18 protein-coding genes are annotated in these 18,124 nt (G+C 71.0%); 8 read left to right on the forward strand and 10 right to left on the reverse strand.

Going from position 1 to position 18,124, the window contains the following annotated elements; translation table 11 throughout:
* Positions 1–98 precede the first annotated feature (98 nt).
* The gene (locus LVQ62_RS07370; protein ID WP_208053215.1) at positions 99–254 is read left to right on the forward strand and encodes a hypothetical protein; all 156 of its coding nucleotides are present in this window, start codon (positions 99–101) and stop codon (positions 252–254) included.
* A gap of 16 nt (positions 255–270) precedes the next feature.
* On the opposite strand, the gene LVQ62_RS07375 is transcribed toward LVQ62_RS07370, so the two are convergent.
* On the reverse strand, positions 271–1,506 hold the full coding sequence (locus tag LVQ62_RS07375) for an MFS transporter (RefSeq protein ID WP_233767021.1): 1,236 nt from the start codon (positions 1,504–1,506) through the stop codon (positions 271–273).
* A gap of 81 nt (positions 1,507–1,587) precedes the next feature.
* Between LVQ62_RS07375 and truA the strand changes: the two genes are divergently transcribed.
* Positions 1,588–2,418, forward strand: a complete 831-nt coding sequence (truA, locus tag LVQ62_RS07380; RefSeq protein ID WP_233767683.1) for a tRNA pseudouridine(38-40) synthase TruA — start codon at positions 1,588–1,590, stop codon at positions 2,416–2,418.
* Positions 2,419–2,427: 9 nt separating this feature from the next.
* Here truA and LVQ62_RS07385 read toward each other — a convergent pair whose 3' ends face one another.
* Genes LVQ62_RS07385 through LVQ62_RS07400 form a run of 4 tightly spaced genes read right to left on the reverse strand, consistent with a single transcriptional unit; the run spans position 2,428 to position 5,289 of the window.
* Complete coding sequence (locus LVQ62_RS07385; protein ID WP_233767025.1) at positions 2,428–3,306, reverse strand: biotin-dependent carboxyltransferase family protein; 879 nt, start codon at positions 3,304–3,306, stop codon at positions 2,428–2,430.
* Entirely contained in the window at positions 3,299–3,925 is a 627-nt protein-coding gene (locus LVQ62_RS07390) for an allophanate hydrolase subunit 1 (RefSeq protein WP_233767027.1), read from the reverse strand. Before LVQ62_RS07390 ends, LVQ62_RS07385 begins: the two co-directional genes overlap by 8 nt.
* Before the next feature lie 10 nt (positions 3,926–3,935).
* Positions 3,936–4,700: a LamB/YcsF family protein gene (locus LVQ62_RS07395; protein ID WP_233767031.1), complete on the reverse strand. Its 765-nt coding sequence runs from the start codon at positions 4,698–4,700 to the stop codon at positions 3,936–3,938.
* 10 nt (positions 4,701–4,710) lie between these two features.
* Complete coding sequence (locus tag LVQ62_RS07400) at positions 4,711–5,289, reverse strand: DUF664 domain-containing protein (protein ID WP_233767033.1); 579 nt, start codon at positions 5,287–5,289, stop codon at positions 4,711–4,713.
* 124 nt (positions 5,290–5,413) lie between these two features.
* Between LVQ62_RS07400 and LVQ62_RS07405 the strand changes: the two genes are divergently transcribed.
* The gene (locus LVQ62_RS07405) at positions 5,414–7,132 is read left to right on the forward strand and encodes an ABC-F family ATP-binding cassette domain-containing protein (RefSeq protein ID WP_233767036.1); all 1,719 of its coding nucleotides are present in this window, start codon (positions 5,414–5,416) and stop codon (positions 7,130–7,132) included.
* 55 nt (positions 7,133–7,187) lie between these two features.
* Here LVQ62_RS07405 and LVQ62_RS07410 read toward each other — a convergent pair whose 3' ends face one another.
* From LVQ62_RS07410 to LVQ62_RS07425, 4 genes are all read right to left on the reverse strand, one after another.
* On the reverse strand, positions 7,188–7,682 hold the full coding sequence (locus tag LVQ62_RS07410; protein WP_233767039.1) for a hypothetical protein: 495 nt from the start codon (positions 7,680–7,682) through the stop codon (positions 7,188–7,190).
* Positions 7,679–8,860: a zinc-dependent alcohol dehydrogenase gene (locus LVQ62_RS07415; RefSeq protein WP_233767686.1), complete on the reverse strand. Its 1,182-nt coding sequence runs from the start codon at positions 8,858–8,860 to the stop codon at positions 7,679–7,681. The genes LVQ62_RS07410 and LVQ62_RS07415 overlap by 4 nt, the downstream gene beginning before the upstream one ends.
* 182 nt (positions 8,861–9,042) lie before the next feature.
* The gene (locus tag LVQ62_RS07420) at positions 9,043–9,729 is read right to left on the reverse strand and encodes a hypothetical protein (protein ID WP_233767041.1); all 687 of its coding nucleotides are present in this window, start codon (positions 9,727–9,729) and stop codon (positions 9,043–9,045) included.
* Positions 9,730–9,760: 31 nt separating this feature from the next.
* Positions 9,761–10,279, reverse strand: coding sequence for a serine O-acetyltransferase (locus LVQ62_RS07425; RefSeq protein WP_233767043.1), 519 nt, complete (start codon positions 10,277–10,279; stop codon positions 9,761–9,763).
* Positions 10,280–10,453: 174 nt separating this feature from the next.
* Here LVQ62_RS07425 and LVQ62_RS07430 point away from each other — a divergent pair, with 174 nt between their 5' ends.
* Entirely contained in the window at positions 10,454–14,248 is a 3,795-nt protein-coding gene (locus LVQ62_RS07430; protein ID WP_233767045.1) for a lipopolysaccharide biosynthesis protein, read from the forward strand.
* A gap of 9 nt (positions 14,249–14,257) precedes the next feature.
* Here LVQ62_RS07430 and LVQ62_RS07435 read toward each other — a convergent pair whose 3' ends face one another.
* Positions 14,258–14,836, reverse strand: coding sequence for a helix-turn-helix domain-containing protein (locus LVQ62_RS07435; RefSeq protein ID WP_208053224.1), 579 nt, complete (start codon positions 14,834–14,836; stop codon positions 14,258–14,260).
* A gap of 245 nt (positions 14,837–15,081) precedes the next feature.
* Here LVQ62_RS07435 and rplM point away from each other — a divergent pair, with 245 nt between their 5' ends.
* The 4 genes from rplM to LVQ62_RS07455 all read left to right on the forward strand — a co-directional run bounded on the left by rplM (position 15,082) and on the right by LVQ62_RS07455 (position 18,084).
* Positions 15,082–15,531: a 50S ribosomal protein L13 gene (gene rplM / locus LVQ62_RS07440; RefSeq protein ID WP_179482511.1), complete on the forward strand. Its 450-nt coding sequence runs from the start codon at positions 15,082–15,084 to the stop codon at positions 15,529–15,531.
* 42 nt (positions 15,532–15,573) lie between these two features.
* On the forward strand, positions 15,574–16,089 hold the full coding sequence (gene rpsI / locus LVQ62_RS07445) for a 30S ribosomal protein S9 (RefSeq protein ID WP_179482509.1): 516 nt from the start codon (positions 15,574–15,576) through the stop codon (positions 16,087–16,089).
* A 135-nt stretch (positions 16,090–16,224) separates the two neighbouring features.
* On the forward strand, positions 16,225–17,574 hold the full coding sequence (gene glmM, locus LVQ62_RS07450) for a phosphoglucosamine mutase (protein ID WP_233767047.1): 1,350 nt from the start codon (positions 16,225–16,227) through the stop codon (positions 17,572–17,574).
* 87 nt (positions 17,575–17,661) lie between these two features.
* Positions 17,662–18,084, forward strand: coding sequence for an organic hydroperoxide resistance protein (locus tag LVQ62_RS07455; protein WP_179482505.1), 423 nt, complete (start codon positions 17,662–17,664; stop codon positions 18,082–18,084).
* Positions 18,085–18,124 lie beyond the last annotated feature (40 nt).

The raw sequence follows: 18,124 nt of genomic DNA on the forward strand, positions 1-18,124 counted from the left end.
CTTCGCCGTCCCCGGGTGTGGACGACCGGGTGCTGCAGTGGGACAGCCGACGGGATGCGAGGCTGGGGGCGGCACACTTCGGCCCCTAGGAGGAATCGATGACCGATCCCAGCGACGACGGCACGACCCCTGAGCAGGATGCTCCCGCAGGCACCACCGAAGCGGACGACAAGAGGGCGCAGACGGCCTCGGCCGGAGCGACCGCGGCTGACGCGGAGTCCGCTTCGGATGACCCGGAGGCGACCGACGGCTGAGCGTGCTCCAGCCAGATCAGGGTCGTGGCGCGCCCTCTACGGCGCGCTGCGACCCTGTCGTCGTTCTCCGGGAGCCGGCGTCGCGGCCGAAGGCCCGGGCGAGCGGGACGATCCCGAGGATCAGCACCATCGGGAGGGCGAACCCGTAGCGCAGCGAATCCTTGCCGACCGCTCCGGTCATCACCGACCCCAGCACCGCACCAAGATAGTTGAACTGGTTGAAGCGCGCGATGACCGCGTCGACCCGGGCACGCTCGGCCGCGGGGTCGAGCCCGGACCCTTCGTGGGCGATGGACGCCGCCGCGGAGAAGCTCAGCGGCGCGACCACCGCGACACCGACGCCGAGGACCACGAAGCCGCCCATCGCGACGTACGAGGACGGCGCGAGGACGACGATCGCGAGCCCCACCGCGCCGAGGCACGCGCCCACCCGCAGCAGCGGCGTGGCCCCGAAGCGCGCCGCCAAGCGATCACCTGACCCACGACCGATCAGGGACGCCACGAGGTAGGGCAGCGTGGCGACCGCGACGAGTCCTCCCGGGGCGCCGAACGTGCGGTCCAGGTAGGTGGGCCCCCACGTCGTGACCGCCGTGTCGACCATGTAGAAGAGCACGAGGGCCGCGCCGACCACGAGGATGCGACGCCACGGCACCTCGACGCCCGCGGGTCCCAGGTCCGTCGGCGGCGCCGCCTCGAAGGGTCCGCTCGCCCGTAGGTACGGCAGGAAGATGGCGGCCAGGGGGAGGAGAGCGAGGACGAGCGCGGCGACGCCCAGGGACACGTGGGTCAACGCCAGCGCCAGCAGGGTGCCGAGGATGCCGCCAAGGGTCCATGCGGCGTGGAAGGTCGGCATGATCGGGCGACCCACCGCGTGCTCGAGGGTCACTCCCTGCATGTTCGTCGTGGCGTCGACCATGCCGAGCGCCCAGCCGTAGAGCGCCATCCCGATCGCGAGCAGCCACAGCCGATGACTGAACCCGACGACCGGCAGCGCGAGGAGCATGAGGGTGAAACCGACGCGTAGCGCGGTGGCGCTTCCCCGCCGGGGTGCCAGTTGCTCGGCGGTGAGGGAGCCGGCCCCGGCGGCGGCCACCAGGGCCAGCAGCAGTGCCGAGAACTCGCCCGGTCCGATGTGGAACCGGTGCTGGATCGCCGGGAGCCTGGTGCTGAGCGCGATGAAGACCAGACCCTGGGTGGCGAACCCGCCGGCCACCGCGACCCGGCGTCGGGTGAAGTCTGCGGGTGGGGGCACCAGCGCATGGTGGCACGTCCGCGGCGTACGACGGGTCCGTTGACCGATGTGACCTCACGCGCCGCCGGATACCCTCTACGGGTGCGGCTGCGGATGGACTTCGGGTACGACGGCAGCGACTTCTCGGGGTGGGCTGCACAACCCGGTCTGCGGACCGTCGAGGAGACACTGGCGCAGGCGTGGGGGACGATCCTGCGCCAGGACGCACCCCGTCTGACCGTCGCGGGGCGCACCGATGCCGGAGTGCACGCGCGAGGCGCCGTCTGCCACCTCGACCTGGACGACGCGTCGTACGAGGGGTTGCCCGCTCGCTCACCACGGACGTCGGCCGATGCCGCCGTGCGTCGCCTGAACGGGGTGCTGCCGCGCGACGTGGTCGTCCGCCGGGTGCAGCGGGCGCCGGAGGGCTTCGACGCGCGCTTCTCGGCCACCAGCCGTCGCTACAGCTATCGGATCTGCGATGACCCGGCGACCCTCGACCCGGTCCGGCGCCGCGACACCGTCCTGGTCAAGCACCCCGTCGACGTGGGTCTGATGGATGCCGCGGCGCGGAACCTGGCGGGCCTGAACGACTTCGCGGCGTTCTGCAAACGGCGGGAGGGTGCGACCACGGTGCGCACCCTGTTGGACTACCGCTGGGTGCGCGAGGAGGACGGCACGGTGGCGGCCACCGTGCTCGCCGATGCCTTCTGCCACTCGATGGTGCGGTCGCTGGTGGGTGTCGTGCTGCCGGTCGGCGAAGGGCGTCGGGAGGTGCAGTGGCCGACTCAGGTGCTGCGCGAGCGCGGGCGCCACCCGGCGGTGACGGTCATGCCACCGCACGGACTGTGCCTCGAAGAGGTCACCTACCCGCCCGACGACGAACTGGCGGCGCGGGCCACGCAGTCCCGCAGGACGCGCGACCCGATCTGAGCTGCAGGCTCAGTCGGTGGTCCAGGACACGGGGCGCAGCCGCAGCCGGAGTCGGTCACCGGGGCGCAGTTGAGCGAGCCGGTCGGTGTCGCGATCGGCCACCACGGCCACCACGGGGTACCCGCCGGTCGTGGGGTGGTCGGCCAGGAAGATCACCGGCGCACCGGACGGCGGCACCTGGACCGCGCCGCGGACGACGCCCTCACTGCTCAGCTGTTCGTCGCTGCGCAGGCTGAGCGTGGCGCCCTCGAGGCGGATGCCGACCCGGTCGAGTTGCGGGCTGACGGTCCAGACGCCCTCGGCCAACTGCCGGGCCGCGCGCCCGGTCAGCCGGTCCTGACGCGGTCCCCATGTGGCGCGAACCTCGATGGGGGCGCCCGCCGTGTCGACACCGGCGACCGCGAGGCCGGCGGTGGGTTCATCGGACGCGGTCCCGATCGGGAGTCGGTCGCCGGGCGCGAGGGGCGGGGTGCCGAGCCCGGAGGTCGGGTCGGCGGCGACGCTGCCGAAGTGCCGGGTGCCGCCGAGGCCGCCGCGCACGCAGAGGTAGGTCCGCATCTCGTGCTCCGGGGTCGAGAGCGCCAGCCGCTGGCCTCGGCGTACGGCGAACGGGGTGCCGAAGGGCGCCGGCTCGTCATCGAGCGTGGCGGCGACCGGTGCGCCCGTGAGGGCGAGCAGCACGGGGGAGTCGACGCGGCAGGCGAAGCCGCCGAGCAGCACCTCGATGCCCGCGGCGCCCGCGGGGTTGCCGAGGAGCCGATTGCCCTGCGCCAGCGAGGCGCGGTCGGCAGCGCCGGAGGCGGGGACGCCGAGGTGCGCGACCCCCGGCCTGCCGAGATCCTCGACCAGCGCCTGCGGCCCGACGGCCAGCACCTCGAGCTCAGCCACGGGCAGCCACCTCGACGAAGCGCACCACGGTGCCGGCGATCAGCCGGGCGGCAGGCGTGGCGTCCGGGTCGAAGAGCACCTGTCCGGTGTGCCCGATGAGCTGCCATCCACCGGGTGAGGGCGATGGATAGACACCGGAGTAGTCGCCGGCCAGTGCGACCGCGCCCCGAGGGATGCGGGTGCGCGGCGACTTCCGGCGGGGCACGTGCAGGCCGCCGCTGTCACCGATCAGGTAACCGAACCCTGGCTTGAAACCGACGAATTCGACGTGCCAGCGCTGCTGCGTGTGCCGTCGTACGACCTCGTCCGGCGTGATGCCGAGATGGTCGGCGACATCGCGCAGATCGGCGCCGTCGTAGGTCACCTCCACGACGAGCTCCTCCGACGCCCCGGTCGGCCGTGCGGGCGGGTCGGACAGTGTCAGGGCGCGCAGCCAGTCGGCGACCGACGGCACCTGCGCGGGTGTCACGACCACGACGAGCACCGTGAGATGCGCCGGGACGTATGACGCGACGGCGGCCGGGCGCGACGAGCGCAACCAGTCGTGCAGCGCGTCCCGCTCCCTGGTGGAGTCCAGCTCGACCAGGATGGCCGACTCCCCGCACGGCAGCAGTCGCATCGCCCGACCCTCAGTCCAGGAACGAGGCGATCCGCACCCCGGCTGTCGAGAGGGCTGAGCGCACCGCCCGTGCCATGGCGACGGCACCCGGCGAATCGCCGTGCAGGCACACCGAGTCCGGGGTCACCTCCACGTCCGACCCGTCGATGGAACGCACCCGCCCGGTGACGACCATCGCCACCACACGCTCGGCGACCGCTTCCGCGTCGTCGAGAACGGCGCCGGGACGGCGGCGGTCGACCAGGACGCCGTCGGCGGTGTACGCGCGGTCGGCGAACGCCTCGGCGACGGTCCGCAGACCGGACTCACGTGCCGCGGCCAGCACCGCGGATCCCGGGAGCCCGAGGATCGGCAGGCTCTCGTCGACCGCGCGGACGGCAGCCACGACTGCGGCGGCCTGCGCCTCGTGGTGCACGATCGCGTTGTAGAGCGCGCCGTGCGGCTTGACGTATGCCACCCGGGTGCCCTGAGTGCGGGCGATCCCGTCGAGCGCCCCGATCTGATAGACGACGTCCGCGAAGAGATCCTGCGGTGACACGTCGATGAAGCGGCGCCCGAATCCGGCCAGGTCGCGATAGCCGACCTGGGCGCCCACCCGTACGCCGCCCGCGGCCGCGGCCTGACAGGTGCGTACGAGCGTGGCCGGGTCGCCGGCGTGGAAACCGCAGGCCACGTTCGCGGAGGTGACCAGCTCCAGCAGGGCGTCGTCGTCGCCGAGCTGCCACCGACCGAAGCTCTCACCCAGGTCGGCGTTCAGGTCGATGGTGGCGCTCACCGGGCCATTCTCACCCGGGCGGCGACCAGGGCTTGACGAAGTCGTTGGCCGGGCGCCCCTCGGCCGCGGCCGCGAGCGATGCTCCGTCGGCTCCGTCGATCTGCTCCCGGATGATGTCGGCGTGCCCGGCGTGCCGGGCCAGCTCCTCGATGTGGTGCAGCAGGTAGAACCGCTCCTTCGTGGGGGTGTCCTCCAGCACGCCGTCCCAGGGCGCCGGCGGCTCGATGGATGTGGCATCGGGATCGGCGGAGCGCACGCTGGCCAGGTAGGCCTCGGCAGCGGCGTCGAACCGCTGCAGCGCAGCCTCCAGGGTGTCGTCCTCCGCCAGGGCGAAGCTGCCGGCGAATCTGGCGAAACCCTCCGGTGTGAGCTCCGTCGTGCGAGTGCCTTTCGCGTCGCGCCGCAACCTGCCCTCCATCACGTAGATCGCATGCGTGATCAGACCTCCGATGGAAAGGGTGCTGCGACAGGGCGTCTCGCGCGCCTGCGCCTCGGTCAGCTCGTACGCCGCGTTGCGGATGGCGCCGATCTGCGCGCCCAGGAAGAGCGCGACGTCCTCGTTCTCGGTGTGTACTCCCGGTGCCGGCATGATCGATCCTCTCTTGCGTGCTCCTGCCAGATCTTTCCCGTGCATCGACGATAGGAGCGGCCACCGACATCCGGCGGAGAAAACGAAATGACGCATCGTGCGTCGACAGGGAGAATCGACGCCTGTGGGCCACGTGGACGTGAACGGCATCGGATATCACCTGCCCGACGGCAGGCCGCTGCTCGGCGACGTGAGCCTGCGGGTGGGTGAGGGCGCGAAGGTCGCACTGGTCGGGCCCAACGGCACCGGGAAGACCACGCTGCTGCGGATCATCTCGGGGGAGATCCAGGCCGACTCCGGTGCCGTCACCCGCACCGGGGGACTCGGCGTCATGCGCCAGTTCATCGGCCAGGTGGGCCGCGACGGCACGAGTGCCACCGTGCGGGATCTGCTGGTCGGCGTCGCCCCGCAGCTCGTGGCGCAGGCGGCGCGGGCGGTGGACGCCGCCGAGCTGGCCATGATGGAGCGCGACGACGAACCCACCCAGATGGCCTACGCCCAGGCGCTCGTCGACTGGGGCGAGGTGGGCGGCTACGAGGCCGAGATCCTCTGGGACGTCTGCACGGTCGCGGCTCTCGGGGTGCCCTACGACAAGGCGCAGTGGCGCGATGTCGCCACCCTGTCCGGCGGTGAGCAGAAGCGGCTGGTGCTGGAGGCGCTGCTGCGCGGGCCGCAGGAGGTGCTGCTGCTCGACGAGCCGGACAACTACCTCGACGTGCCCACCAAGCGCTGGCTCGAGAGCGCGCTGAACGAGTCTCCCAAGACGGTGCTCTTCGTCAGCCACGACCGGGAGCTGCTCGACCAGGTGGCTACGCGCGTCGCGACCCTGGAGCCCACCGGCGCAGGGTCGATCGCCTGGATGCACCCGGGACGGTTCGCGTCGTACGCGCAGGCACGCACAGACCGCAACGACAGGCTCGAGGAGCTGCGCAAGCGCTGGGACGAGGAGCAGGCGAAGCTCAAGGCCCTCGTGCTGATGTACAAGCAGAAGGCCGCCTACAACTCCGACATGGCGGCGCGCTACCAGGCCGCGCAGACCCGGTTGCGCCGCTTCGAGGAGGCGGGGCCGCCGGAGGTCACCCCGAACGAGCAGAAGGTCACGATGCGCCTCACCGGCGGCCGGACCGCCAAGCGCGCGGTGATCTGCGAGCGCCTCGAGCTCGCTGCGGGCGGCACGTCGTCGCCGAGCGAGATCCTGATGCGACCCTTCGATCTGGAGATCTGGTACGGCGAGCGCGTGGCCGTTCTCGGGTCGAACGGGTCGGGCAAGTCGCACTTCCTGCGGCTGCTCGCAGCCGGGGGCAGCGACCCCGACCTGGAGCACCAGCCGGTCGGCGACGTGCAGCCGGATCCCGTGCTGCACCAGGGCATCGCGCGCCTGGGCTCCCGGGTGCGGCCGGGGTGGTTCGCGCAGACCCATCAGCACCCGGCGCTGCTGCGACGCACGCTGCTGGAGATCCTGCACCGCGGCGACGAGCACCGCGACGGGATGGCTCGCGAGCAGGCGTCGCGGGCGTTGGACCGCTACGAGTTGGCGCGCTCCGCGGAGCAGACCTTCGACTCGTTGTCCGGCGGCCAGCAGGCGCGGTTCCAGATCCTGCTGCTGGAGCTGTCGGGCGCGACGTTGCTGCTCCTGGACGAACCCACCGACAACCTCGACCTGCACTCGGCCGAGGCGCTGGAGGAGGGGCTCGCGGCGTTCCAGGGCACCGTCGTGGCGGTCACGCACGACCGGTGGTTCACCCGCGGTTTCGACCGCTTCCTGGTCTTCGGTCAGGAGGGCGACGTCTACGAGTCGCACGAGCCGGTGTGGGACGAACGCCGGGTACGTCGCGCCCGCTGAGCGAGCAGGGTCGCGGCGCGCCCCATCGAGCGCGCCGCGACCCTGTCGGCGTCGGTCAGCGACCGACCAGCTGCTGCAGGAACCGGGCGTGCAGGTCGCCGAGACGCTGGCGCTGGTCCTCGGCGCGGTCCAGGAGCTGCTGCAGTCGCTCGGGATCCAGCCGGCTGTCGTGCTCGGCCAGGATCAGAAGGGTCTCCCACACGCGTGACTTGGCCTGCACGGCGGAGCTCAGAGCCTCCAGCTCGAAGACGTCGGATCCGGAGGACCGTTGCAGCAGCGCGCCGTTCGGCTTGAGACGGCCGGCGTACTCACCGAGCATGCCGACCAGCATGGTGAGGGACAGCTGCCGGATCCGCAGCGCCGTCATCATCGAGCCGAGTGCGGAACGGTCCTCGCCGACCTCCATGCGCAACTGCGCGACCTCCTCGCGCACCGTCTCGTCGCTATGGCCGTTCGCGACGCGGTCGAAGAGCTGCACACCCGCCGTCGCCCCGGCGAAGTGGTCACGCAGGTAGAACGGCAGCCAGTCGCTCTCGTCGGACGCGCTCACGGCTTGAGGACCACCTTGACGCATCCGTCCTGCTTCTTCTGGAACATCTCGTACGCCGCGGGTGCGTCCTCGAGCGACGGCCGGTGGGTCGCGAGCTCGGTCAGTCCGAACGGGTCGGCGGGGTCCTCCACGAAGGGCATCAGGTCATCGATCCAACGCTTGACGTGGCACTGGCCCATCCGGATGGAGATGCCCCGGTCGAACATCTCCATCATCGGCAGCGGATCGGCCTCGCCGCCGTAGACGCCGCTGACCGACACGGTGCCGCCTCGGCGCACGCCCTTCATGGCGGTGATGAGCGCTGCGGTGCGGTCCACCCCGGCCTTGTCGGTGAACGGCTTGGCGATGATGTCCGGAAGGTGGCCGGCGGCGGTGATCGCGGTCTCCAGCAGGGGCGACCCGTGGGCCTCCATGCCCACGGCGTCCAGCACGCTGTCAGGGCCGCGGCCGTCGGTGCGGTCGAGCAGCTCGGCGGCCACGTCGTCGGACTGGCTCATGTCGAGCACCTCGATGCCGAACCTGGCGGCCGCGTCGAGGCGTTCGGGGACCAGGTCGACCCCGATGACCCGCAGGCCGCGCTGGTGGGCGATCCGGGTGGCGAGCTGACCCACCGGGCCGAGACCGAGCACCGCGATCGTGCCGCCGTCGGGGACCTCGGCGTACTCCACGCCCTGCCAGGCGGTCGGCAGGATGTCGGACAGGTAGAGGTAGCGCTCGTCGGGGCCGTCGCCCTCGATCTTGACCGGACCGAACTGGGCCTGCGGCACCCGCAGATACTGCGCCTGTCCGCCGGGCACGGCGCCGTACAGGTCGGTGAACCCGAAGAGGCTGGCGCCCTTGCCCTGGGACTTCACCTGGGTGGTCTCGCACTGGGCCATCAGCCCGCGCTCGCACATCCAGCAGTGCCCGCACGAGATGTTGAAGGGGATGACGACCCGGTCACCGGGCGCGATGTGGTGCACGTCGGAGCCGACCTCCTGCACCACACCCATGGTCTCGTGGCCGAGGACGTCGCCGGGGTGCAGGAACGGCCCGAGCACCTTGTACAGGTGCAGGTCGGATCCGCAGATCGCCGTCGAGGTGACCTTGATGATCGCGTCCGTCGGTGCCTGGATGCTCGGATCCGGCACGGTCTCGACGCTGACCTTTTCCGTGCCCTGCCAGGTGAGTGCTCTCATGTGGTGCCGTCCGTCCGCGCGGCGTACGCCGCATTCGTCGTGCTCGTGTCCGCGCAGCTGATCGCAGGCGCGGCCATGGTGGGGGTACCCGTCCGGCAGGCGACCCCAAACATCACCGACGGGGGAGACCGCGAACCTGCGGGTCACGGGAGGCGACCGTGGAACCGACGGACGCCGGTCCGTCAGCCGATGACCCCGACCGCCCGCGCCACGACCAGCAGGGAGGTGAGCAGTGCAGCCGTGGCCTGGGTGCCCATCAGCAGCTTGGCGCGGCTGGTCAACGGCATCGTGTCCGTGGGGCTGAATGCGCTGGAGTTGGTCAGTGACAGGTAGAGGTAGTCCACGAAGACCGGCCGCCAGTTGCTGGTGATCGAGGAGGTTCGCGCCACTTCGGCGGCCGCGTCGTGGTTCTCGTCCTGGGAGAAGCGCCAGTCCGCGGAGGGGAGTTGTCCGCGGGTCGCCTCGCGCCGGCGTACCGGACCACCGCGATCCAACTCCCAGTAGAGCAGCGCGAATCCGATGACGTTGGTGGCCCACACCTGCAAGCCGCCGTAGAGCAGATCGTGGCCCTTGCCGGCATGCACCACGGCGTGCACCAGCATGCCCAGAGCGACCAGGTTGGCCAGGATCAGCAACCCGCACTGTCCGATGGCCACCCAGCCCGACCAGCGCGTCTCGCGGGTGAGCCGCCGGGGGTTGGTGGCGATCAGGGCGACGAGCAGCACGATCTCGATCGCCGGGATGACGAATCGTGGTGCGAAGAGCAGGGAATCGGGAAGCAGCGTGTAGAGCGCGATCGCGACCAGCACGGCGATGGTCGGCGGCAACCGGTGCTCGTGGCCGCCCACGCCGCGGTCGTCATCGCTCATGCTGACGCCCGTACCGGCCGCGACGACCCGATCAGCACGTCTCCCAGTACTTCTGCGCGCCGGGCACTTCGAGCGGCTTCATCGTGGCGCGCCCCGGCGCGACCATGTGGTTGTCGGGTACGTCGAAATTGACCACCGCGCCCGCGCCGATGAAGCTTCCGGACCCGATCCGGATGCCGCCCACGACCGTCGCACCGGCCCCGATGATGACGTGCGAACCGATGGTGGGCACCGCGTCGTCGCCTCCCCAGCGCACCGCGTAACCCAGCGTGACGTGCTGGTAGATCAGGGCCGGGCCCTCGAAGACCACGTGCTCGTCGACGATGGTCCCGAGCCCGTTGTGCATGAATGTGACGTCGTCCGGCAGCGCGAGACGGCCGGGGATGTCTGCGGTGAACACCAGTCTGTTCAGCGCGTCGACCGCGAGGCCGAGGCGGCGGTGACCCTTCTCGTGCAAGCGGTACCCGATCCGCAGCGAGGTGTTGAGTCGCCGGTGCATGCTGTCCTGCGGACGGATCGCCGGCCTGACGGATCCGTCGCTGGCAGTCATGCGGACGAGGGTAGCCGCTGGGATGCTGGATCCCAGGGTGTCACCACCATGACGACGGTGCGTACCGAGCAGTCGTGAGAGTCCGCGAACTGCGCAGCAGCCGATCGATTGCGCACCTAGAATCGGCGCCATGTCGTGCGCCGAGCGGAACTCCCAGCGCGCCCGGCACCGCGCATGACCGCAGCGGCAACGGACGCCCCGGCGGTCGACGCCACCGCCACTCACGGACTGTTCGGCCGCGGCCTGCTCTACGTCCTCGCCTGGTCCGGTCAGCTGCTCATCTCCACGCTGGTCTCCCCGTTCCTCACCCACCTGCTGCCCCGCTCGGACTTCGGTGTCCTGTCGGCGGCCATCGCGCTCTACCAGCTGGTCGCGGTCCTGGCCACGTTCGGGCTCGATCAGGCGCTGGAGATGCAGCGGGTCGAGGACGGCGCGGACGACCGGCGCGGACGCGGGCTGCTCGCCACCGGCATCGTGTTCGCCTTCGTCGTCATCACGGCCTTCCTCGTCCTCTCGCCGTTGTGGGGGCCGGCGCTGGGCTTCACCGGCAGCCAGCAAATGGTGTACGTCGCGCTCGCCTGGACTGCACCGGGAGCCGCGGTGCAGATGGTGCTGGCGATCCTGCAGGCCGAAGACCGTCTGGCCCGGTTCATGACGGTGAGCGTCGTGTCCACGGTGAGCGGGCAGTTCATCGGTCTGGGACTGGTGCTCGGCGTCCACCGGTCGGCGCAGATGTACGGCCTCGGCATCGTCACCGCGCAGTGGGCGGCCCTGGTCCTGGGCGTGATCTGGACCCGGCCGCGTTGGCGGGGGATCGCCGACCTGGCCACCACGCGACTCGCGCTCCGGCTCGGTATACCCCTGGTCTTCGCCGGCCTCTCGGACTTCATCCTCACCGCCGGCGACCGGTTCATCATCCAGCGCGCGCTGGGTCCGGGAGAGGTGGCCCGCTACCAGGTGGCGTTCGTGATCGGCAACGCGGTCACGCTCATCCTGCTCTTCACCAACCGCGCCTGGCTGCCGCGATTCAAGAGCATCCTCGACGTCGAGGAACGCTGGCGGGTGATCGGTGCCTCGCGGGACGGTCTCTACTGGCTGCTCGGGTGGGCTCTGCTGGCCGTCACCGTCGCCGCCCCACCGCTCCTGCGGGTCTTCGTCACGCCCAGCTACCACCCGGCTCCGTTGGCGCGGATCGTGTTCCTGGTGGGCCTGTCCTCCCTCCCCGTGGCGGCGGGTGCGGCGTCCTCGCGGATGCTGATCACGGTGCGCAGATCGGCACCGATCGCCTGGAGCGCCGCGATCGCCGTGGTGGCCAAGCTGGTGGTGACCTTCGCGCTGCTGTCCTCCCTCCATCTGGAGGCGGCCGCGATCGGTACGCTGGCCGGGCTGAGCGCACAGACGCTGTGGCTGCGCCGTTCGGTCGTGGCCCTGCACGGCCGCTCGCCGTCGAGCAGGACCAGCCTGGGCTTCCTCGTCGCGATGATGCTGCTGTCCGGCGGTTCGACCTACCTCCCGCAGAGCACCTGGTGGAATGTCGCGCGGCTCGTCTTCGGGCTGTTGTGCGTCGTGCCCCTGTTGATGTCGCTGCGCACGCTGCAGGGCAGATCGTCCGACCCCGACCACACCGCCGTTCCTGCCATTCCGAGGGGCGGCTCCGACACGCGGAGGACCCGCGGAGGGACATTGATGGCACGGCTCCAGGTCAGGAGGCCCCGGTCGGCCACGCGCGGCAGCGGCGCGGGCGGGCGACCGGTCGCGGGAAACGCCACCGGGCCCGACGCCCCGCCACGCGAGCAGGGGCAGCCGACCCGCACGCCGAAGACCTCGCTGCGAGCTCGCTGGTCTCGCTGGACGCCGTGGACGCCGCCGGCGTCCTCTTCGGGCGGCGGGCTGTCGGTCACCTCGTACGTCGACGTCGCGATCGTCACGCTCGGCGCCGTCGCGGTGGTGCTGGCCGCACGTCTGCTGGGGGTGCACGACCTGGGAAGCGGCGGGACGTGGTTGCTGCTGCAGCTGGTGCCCGGTCTCGCGATCTGCATCTGGGTCGAGGGCCTGCGCCCCTCGTCGCTGGTGCTCTTCAGCTGGGTCGGTTCGGCCACGGTCGTCACCGGTGTCGGGATGGGCATGGCGCTGTCCGCGCAGTGGCATCCCGGCGGTGCATACGCCGTGGTCGGCGGCGCCAGCGTGATCTCACTGGCCGCGTTCGTCGTGCGACACCGTGACGTCGACTGGCTGCTCTGGTCGGTGCGTCCGCTGGTGTCCCGTGACGCGCTGTGGACGGGGTGGCCCGCGGTCGTGGGCGTGCTGATCAGCCTGCTGAGCGCCCCGCCGCACCACTCCGGGCCGGTACGCGGAGGTCTCACGGCTCTGGTGCTGCCCACCTGGTTCCTCGGCCTGGCGCTGATCGTCACGGCGTTCGTGGCCGCCGTCGTTCGCAGGGTGCGGCCCTGGGTGTCGGTGATCTCGGCGGCCGTGGTCGTGATCGCCAGCCAGGCACTGGTCTACGCGCTGCCGGCGCTCCCGACCGCCGCGCGGCACGTCGGGGTGATCCGCTACGTCCTCACCTACCACCAGGTGCGTCCGAGCACCGACATCTATCAGGCGTGGTCGGGTCTGTTCACCGGACAGGCATGGCTCATCTCCGCCAGCGGCATCCACGACCCGTTCACCGTCGCGACGTGGTGGCCGGTGTTCGCGATGGGGATGGAGGCGCTCGCCGTACGGGTCCTCGCCGGCCGGATCCTCTCGCCGCGGCGCGCGTGGATCGCCGGTGGGATCTTCGCGCTCGGCAACACCCTCAACACGGTCTACTTCGCGCCGCAGGTCCTCGCGTTCGCGCCCGGGCTGAGCATCGTGGCGCTGCTGCTCGCTCCGCCCGAGGGTGAGTCCCAGCGCCGGGCCCGGCTGCGGGTGCTCGCAGCGGTGCCGGTGGCGTGCGCCATCGTCGTCCAGCATCAGATCACCCCCTTCATAGTGACTGCCGCGCTCGGCGTGCTGGTGGTCACCCGGGCGATCAAGCCGTGGTGGTCGCCGCTGATCGTCCTGGTGCCGGCGCTCGCCTGGACCGTGGCCAACCTCGGCATCCTGCGGGCGTACGTCGAACCGGGCGAGGTGGGCAACGTCATCGCGAACATCGCACCTCCGACCCACCCGCCGTCAGCAGTCGGCGAGCCGCTCGTCACGCAGGCGACGTTCCTCCTCCCGGCGTTCGCGCTCTTCGTGATCGGCTTCGTCGCCCTGCTCATGTTCGTACGCACTCGCGACCGGGTCGCATGGACGCTGGCGATCGCCGCCGCCAGCCCGGTGACCCTCTCGCTCGGGACGAACTACGGCGGTGAGGGGATCTTCCGGATCACCTTGTTCGCGCTGCCCTGGCTCGCGATCCTCGCCCTGCGGAAGGTGTCCGGGCGACACCTGGGCGTGGGCCGGTGGCTCGCCCGGGCGCGGCTGGGCACCCCGGTGGTCGCACTGGCGGCTACGGGGATGCTGGCCATCGCCGTCGTGGGTCAGACGGGGATGGACTGGGCGCGGGTGATCAGCCCGGGGGCCGTGCGCGCCGACTACATGTTCGAGACGCAGGCTCCCGCAGGGTCGCTGGTGCTCGACCTGGGGACGCAGAACGCCTCGCCGGCACTCCAGGCCGCCCGCTATCAGGACGTGATCTACACCAGCCGCGATCTGGAGGCGAAGCCCGGAACCACCGGGTACCCCACCACCGCGGGCGCGAAGTACGACCCCGTCACCGATCTGCGTCAGGTCACCGCCGAGTTCGCGAAGCAGCCGGCCACCGCTCACTATCTCTTCGTCTCCGACCAGATCGGGGCGTACGACGAGCGCTACGGCAACCAGTCGTACGCGGACTTCGTCCGGCTCCGCGCGGCGGTCCGTGCATCCACGCAGTGGAGCATCGTGGTGCGCACGCCCGACGCCGAGTTGTACCGGTTGGTCAGCGGCGGGAAGCCGCGCTGACCTGCCCGCTCAGGCGGTGCGCGGTGCGGGATCGACGGGGAGCACGGTGGTGTAGACCGCGACGCGCCGTGCCCCGGGGCTGCCGGCTCCGACCCGCCTGTACCGCTGCAGGACCTCCGCCAGCTCCTCGGCCATCGCGGAGAGCTGCTCGGTGGTGACGAGGACGTCGTGGTCGTCCAGGCCGCACGCGGTGCGCCACGGCGTCGGCCAGCCGTCCTGTTGCTCGATCCACCGATCGGTGCGCTCGGCGACGTACTGCACCAGGTCGTATTCGAGCCAGCGCGCGGCAGCGGTCTCGTCGGCGTCGGCGTCGGGTTCGGCGGACTCGCGTGCGGGCAGGGCCACCGCTTCCCACACCCGGCGCCGCCCGGTGCCCGTGCCGGTGTCCCGCACCCGTCCGGACTCCTCCAGGATCCGCAGGTGGTAGCTCGTCGCCCCGGAGTTGGTGCCGAGCGCCTCGGCGAGCTCGGTGGCCGTGCCCGGACCGTGGACGCGGAGCCGGGCGAGCAGGCGCGAGCGGAGCGGGTGGGCGAGCACGCGCAGGCTCTGCGAGCCGGTCGGCGGGGTCGACGCGGAGGATGAGGGCATGCACAATAGCTTTGCACAATCTCTTTGCATTCAACCGAAGCAGTGCCCCACGTCCTCGAATCTCGTTGGTATGACAGGGCGTCAGCTTGATTTGGGCTGAACGACGGGAACTCCGTAAACTTGAGGGGTCGCGTTCACGCGCCCATCGACGTTCGGTCGTCGCCGCAGATGCGCCCTCACCGGGCGATCGGCCGGTGGCAGGTCCGACAGCCCAGCACGACAAACGATTCAGAAAGTTGACGAACGTGCGCACTTTCACGCCCAAGACGGCGCAGCTCCAGCAGGAGCGCGCCTGGCACATCATCGACGCCACGGACATCGTGCTCGGCCGCCTGGCCACGCACGCGGCGAGCCTGCTGCGCGGCAAGCACAAGACCACCTACGCGCCGCACATGGACACCGGTGACTTCGTGATCATCATCAACGCCGACAAGGTGGCGCTGACCGGTTCGAAGATGCAGAAGAAGATCGCCTACCGCCACTCCGGTTTCCCGGGCGGCCTCAAGGCGACCTCCTACACCGACCTGATGGCCAAGGACCCGGCCAAGGCCGTCGAGAAGGCCATCCGCGGGATGGTCCCGAAGAACAGCCTCGGTCGCGCCCAGATGAGCAAGCTCAAGGTGTACGCCGGCCCCGAGCACCCACACGGTGCCCAGCAGCCCGTCCCGTTCGAGATCACCCAGGTCGCGCAGTAACGCGCCGGCTGCCCACCACCCTTTCAAGACTTCAGGAGAATCGTGGCTGACGACCAGACCACCGAGCTCGACGTCCTCGAGACCGACGAGCCAGCACTGTCCGAATACACCTCAGAGTCCGCCGGCCCCGTCGGCGACGACGCGGAGGCGCCCGTCCGTCGTTCCGCATCGGAGCCCGGCGCCGGCACCGGCCGTCGCAAGCAGGCCATCGCCCGTGTGCGCATCGTGCCCGGTAGCGGCGAGTGGAAGGTCAACGGCCGCACGCTGGCCGAGTACTTCCCGAACAAGGTCCACCAGCAGCTCGTCAACGAGCCCTTCCGGGTGCTCGAGCTCGACGGTGCGTACGACGTGCTCGTGCGCGTCTCCGGCGGTGGCCCCTCCGGCCAGGCCGGCGCCGTCCGCCTCGGCGTCGCGCGTTCGCTGAACGGCATCGACCCCGAGCTCAACCGAGCCCCGCTGAAGAAGGCCGGCTTCCTCACCCGGGACGCCCGTGTGCCCGAGCGCAAGAAGGCCGGTCTGAAGAAGGCCCGTAAGGCACCGCAGTACAGCAAGCGCTGAGTCACACCGCGACGTCCGGCGCTTCGCGCCGGTCCCGCGTGGAGACCCGCGACGTATGTCCGGAGAGGCCCCGGCGCCTGGAACACCCCCAGGCGCCGGGGCTTTTTCATGCTCGTGATGTAGGAAGGTGTGCTCATGGGACGAATGTTTGGTACCGACGGGGTGCGCGGTCTGGCCAATCGTGAGGTGACGGCGGAGCTCGCGCTCGGTCTCGCCGCTGCGGCAGCGCGCGTGCTGTCCGAGGAGGGCCAGTTCGCCGGCCACCGGCCGCACGCCGTGGTCGGCCGCGACCCGCGGGCCTCCGGCGAGTTCCTCTCCGCCGCGACCGTGGCGGGTCTGGCGTCGGCCGGCGTCGACGTGCACGACGCGGGGGTTCTTCCGACCCCGGCCATCGCCCATCTGACGGCGCACAGCGGCGCCGACCTCGGAGTGATGATCTCCGCCTCGCACAACCCGATGGCCGACAACGGCATCAAGTTCTTCTCGCGCGGGGGCCACAAGCTGCCCGACACGATCGAGGACGCGATCGAGACCCACCTGACCCAGGAGTGGGACCGCCCCATCGGGGCGGCGGTCGGCCGCGTGACGGCGTACGAAGATGGCGCCGAGCGCTATATCGCCCACCTGCTCGGAGCGCTCCCGCACCGCCTGGACGGCCTGCACATCGTCCTCGACACGGCCAACGGCGCGGCGTACGACGTCGCACCGCGCGTCTTCGAGAAGGCCGGGGCCCGCGTCACGCTCATCGGTGCCGCTCCCGACGGCGTCAACATCAACGAGGGCTGCGGCTCCACCCACCTGGAACCGTTGCGCCAGGCCGTACTGGCCGCTGGAGCCGACTTCGGGCTTGCCTTCGACGGTGACGCCGACCGCTGCCTCGCGGTCGACGGCGACGGGCACGACGTGGACGGGGACCAGATCATGGCGGTGCTCGCCATCGACCTGAAGCGTCGTGGCCGGCTGGCGCAGGACACGCTCGTAGCGACCGTCATGAGCAACCTCGGCCTGCATCACGCCATGCGTGCCGCGGGGATCACCGTGCGCCAGACCGGCGTCGGCGACCGCTACGTGCTGGAGGAGATGCGCAGGTCCGGTCTGTCCCTCGGCGGCGAGCAGTCCGGCCACGTCATCCTGCTCGAGCACGGCACGACCGGGGACGGCGTCCTCACCGGGCTGCTGCTCGCGGCATGCGTCGCCTCGCAGGGTTCGACGCTCGCGCAGCTCGCCGCCTGCGTCACGCGGCTGCCGCAGCGGCTGGTCAACGTGCCACATGTCGACAAGGACGCCGTGGACCACCACGCGACCGTGCTGTCCGCCGTCCAGGACGCCGAGGCGGCCCTGGGGGACACCGGGCGGGTACTCCTGCGCAAGTCCGGCACCGAGCCCCTCGTGCGCGTGATGGTGGAGGCGCAGACCTCCCAGCAGGCGGACGACCTGGCCGAGCAGCTTGCGGCAGTCGTCGCCACCGAGCTCGCGCTGGACTGAAAGTCCTCCTGAGGCGGTTGGCCGGGGGAATGGTTGTCACCGCAGCACGTTGACCTAGGCGACAGCTCCCCAACGAAAGGTGTTCCCATGCCCTACGAAGCACTCGACTCGGTTGTCTACACGATGGACGCAACCGCCGAGGGCGGCCGCGACGGACACGTCAAGAGCGAGGACGGCGTCATCGATGTGGTGCTCGGCAAGCCGGGGAGCAAGTCCAACCCCAAGGCCAACCCCGAGACCCTCTTTGCCGCCGGGTACGCCTCGTGCTTCTCCGGGGCATTGAACGCCGTGGCCTCCCGGGCCGGGCACGACACCAGCGAGTCGACCGTGACCGCCTCGGTGAGCCTGGGCAAGACCGGCGAGGGATTCGGCCTCGCCGTGAAGCTGGTCGCGCACATCCCCGGCGTCGACGAGGCGACCGCGCAGCAGCTGGTCGAGCAGGCTCACCAGTTCTGCCCGTACTCCAAGGCGACCCGCGGCAACATCGACGTCACGGTGTCCGTCGCCTGATCGTCCCCGCAGCGCGTGATGCGCCCCGTGCCGCTTGTGC

This window comes from Allobranchiibius sp. GilTou73, from assembly GCF_021391335.1.
Lineage (GTDB): Bacteria > Actinomycetota > Actinomycetes > Actinomycetales > Dermatophilaceae > Allobranchiibius > Allobranchiibius huperziae.

What these genes read in the sequence shown, in the direction of transcription:
- LVQ62_RS07370 (WP_208053215.1), top strand. Translation starts at nt 99, where the DNA reads ATGACCGATCCCAGCGACGACGGCACGACCCCTGAGCAGGATGCTCCC.
- LVQ62_RS07390 (WP_233767027.1), bottom strand. Translation starts at nt 3,925, where the DNA reads ATGCGACTGCTGCCGTGCGGGGAGTCGGCCATCCTGGTCGAGCTGGAC.
- LVQ62_RS07400 (WP_233767033.1), bottom strand. Translation starts at nt 5,289, where the DNA reads ATGCCGGCACCGGGAGTACACACCGAGAACGAGGACGTCGCGCTCTTC.
- LVQ62_RS07415 (WP_233767686.1), bottom strand. Translation starts at nt 8,860, where the DNA reads ATGAGAGCACTCACCTGGCAGGGCACGGAAAAGGTCAGCGTCGAGACC.
- LVQ62_RS07420 (WP_233767041.1), bottom strand. Translation starts at nt 9,729, where the DNA reads ATGAGCGATGACGACCGCGGCGTGGGCGGCCACGAGCACCGGTTGCCG.
- LVQ62_RS07425 (WP_233767043.1), bottom strand. Translation starts at nt 10,279, where the DNA reads ATGACTGCCAGCGACGGATCCGTCAGGCCGGCGATCCGTCCGCAGGAC.
- LVQ62_RS07430 (WP_233767045.1), top strand. Translation starts at nt 10,454, where the DNA reads ATGACCGCAGCGGCAACGGACGCCCCGGCGGTCGACGCCACCGCCACT.
- LVQ62_RS07435 (WP_208053224.1), bottom strand. Translation starts at nt 14,836, where the DNA reads ATGCCCTCATCCTCCGCGTCGACCCCGCCGACCGGCTCGCAGAGCCTG.
- glmM (WP_233767047.1), top strand. Translation starts at nt 16,225, where the DNA reads ATGGGACGAATGTTTGGTACCGACGGGGTGCGCGGTCTGGCCAATCGT.
- LVQ62_RS07455 (WP_179482505.1), top strand. Translation starts at nt 17,662, where the DNA reads ATGCCCTACGAAGCACTCGACTCGGTTGTCTACACGATGGACGCAACC.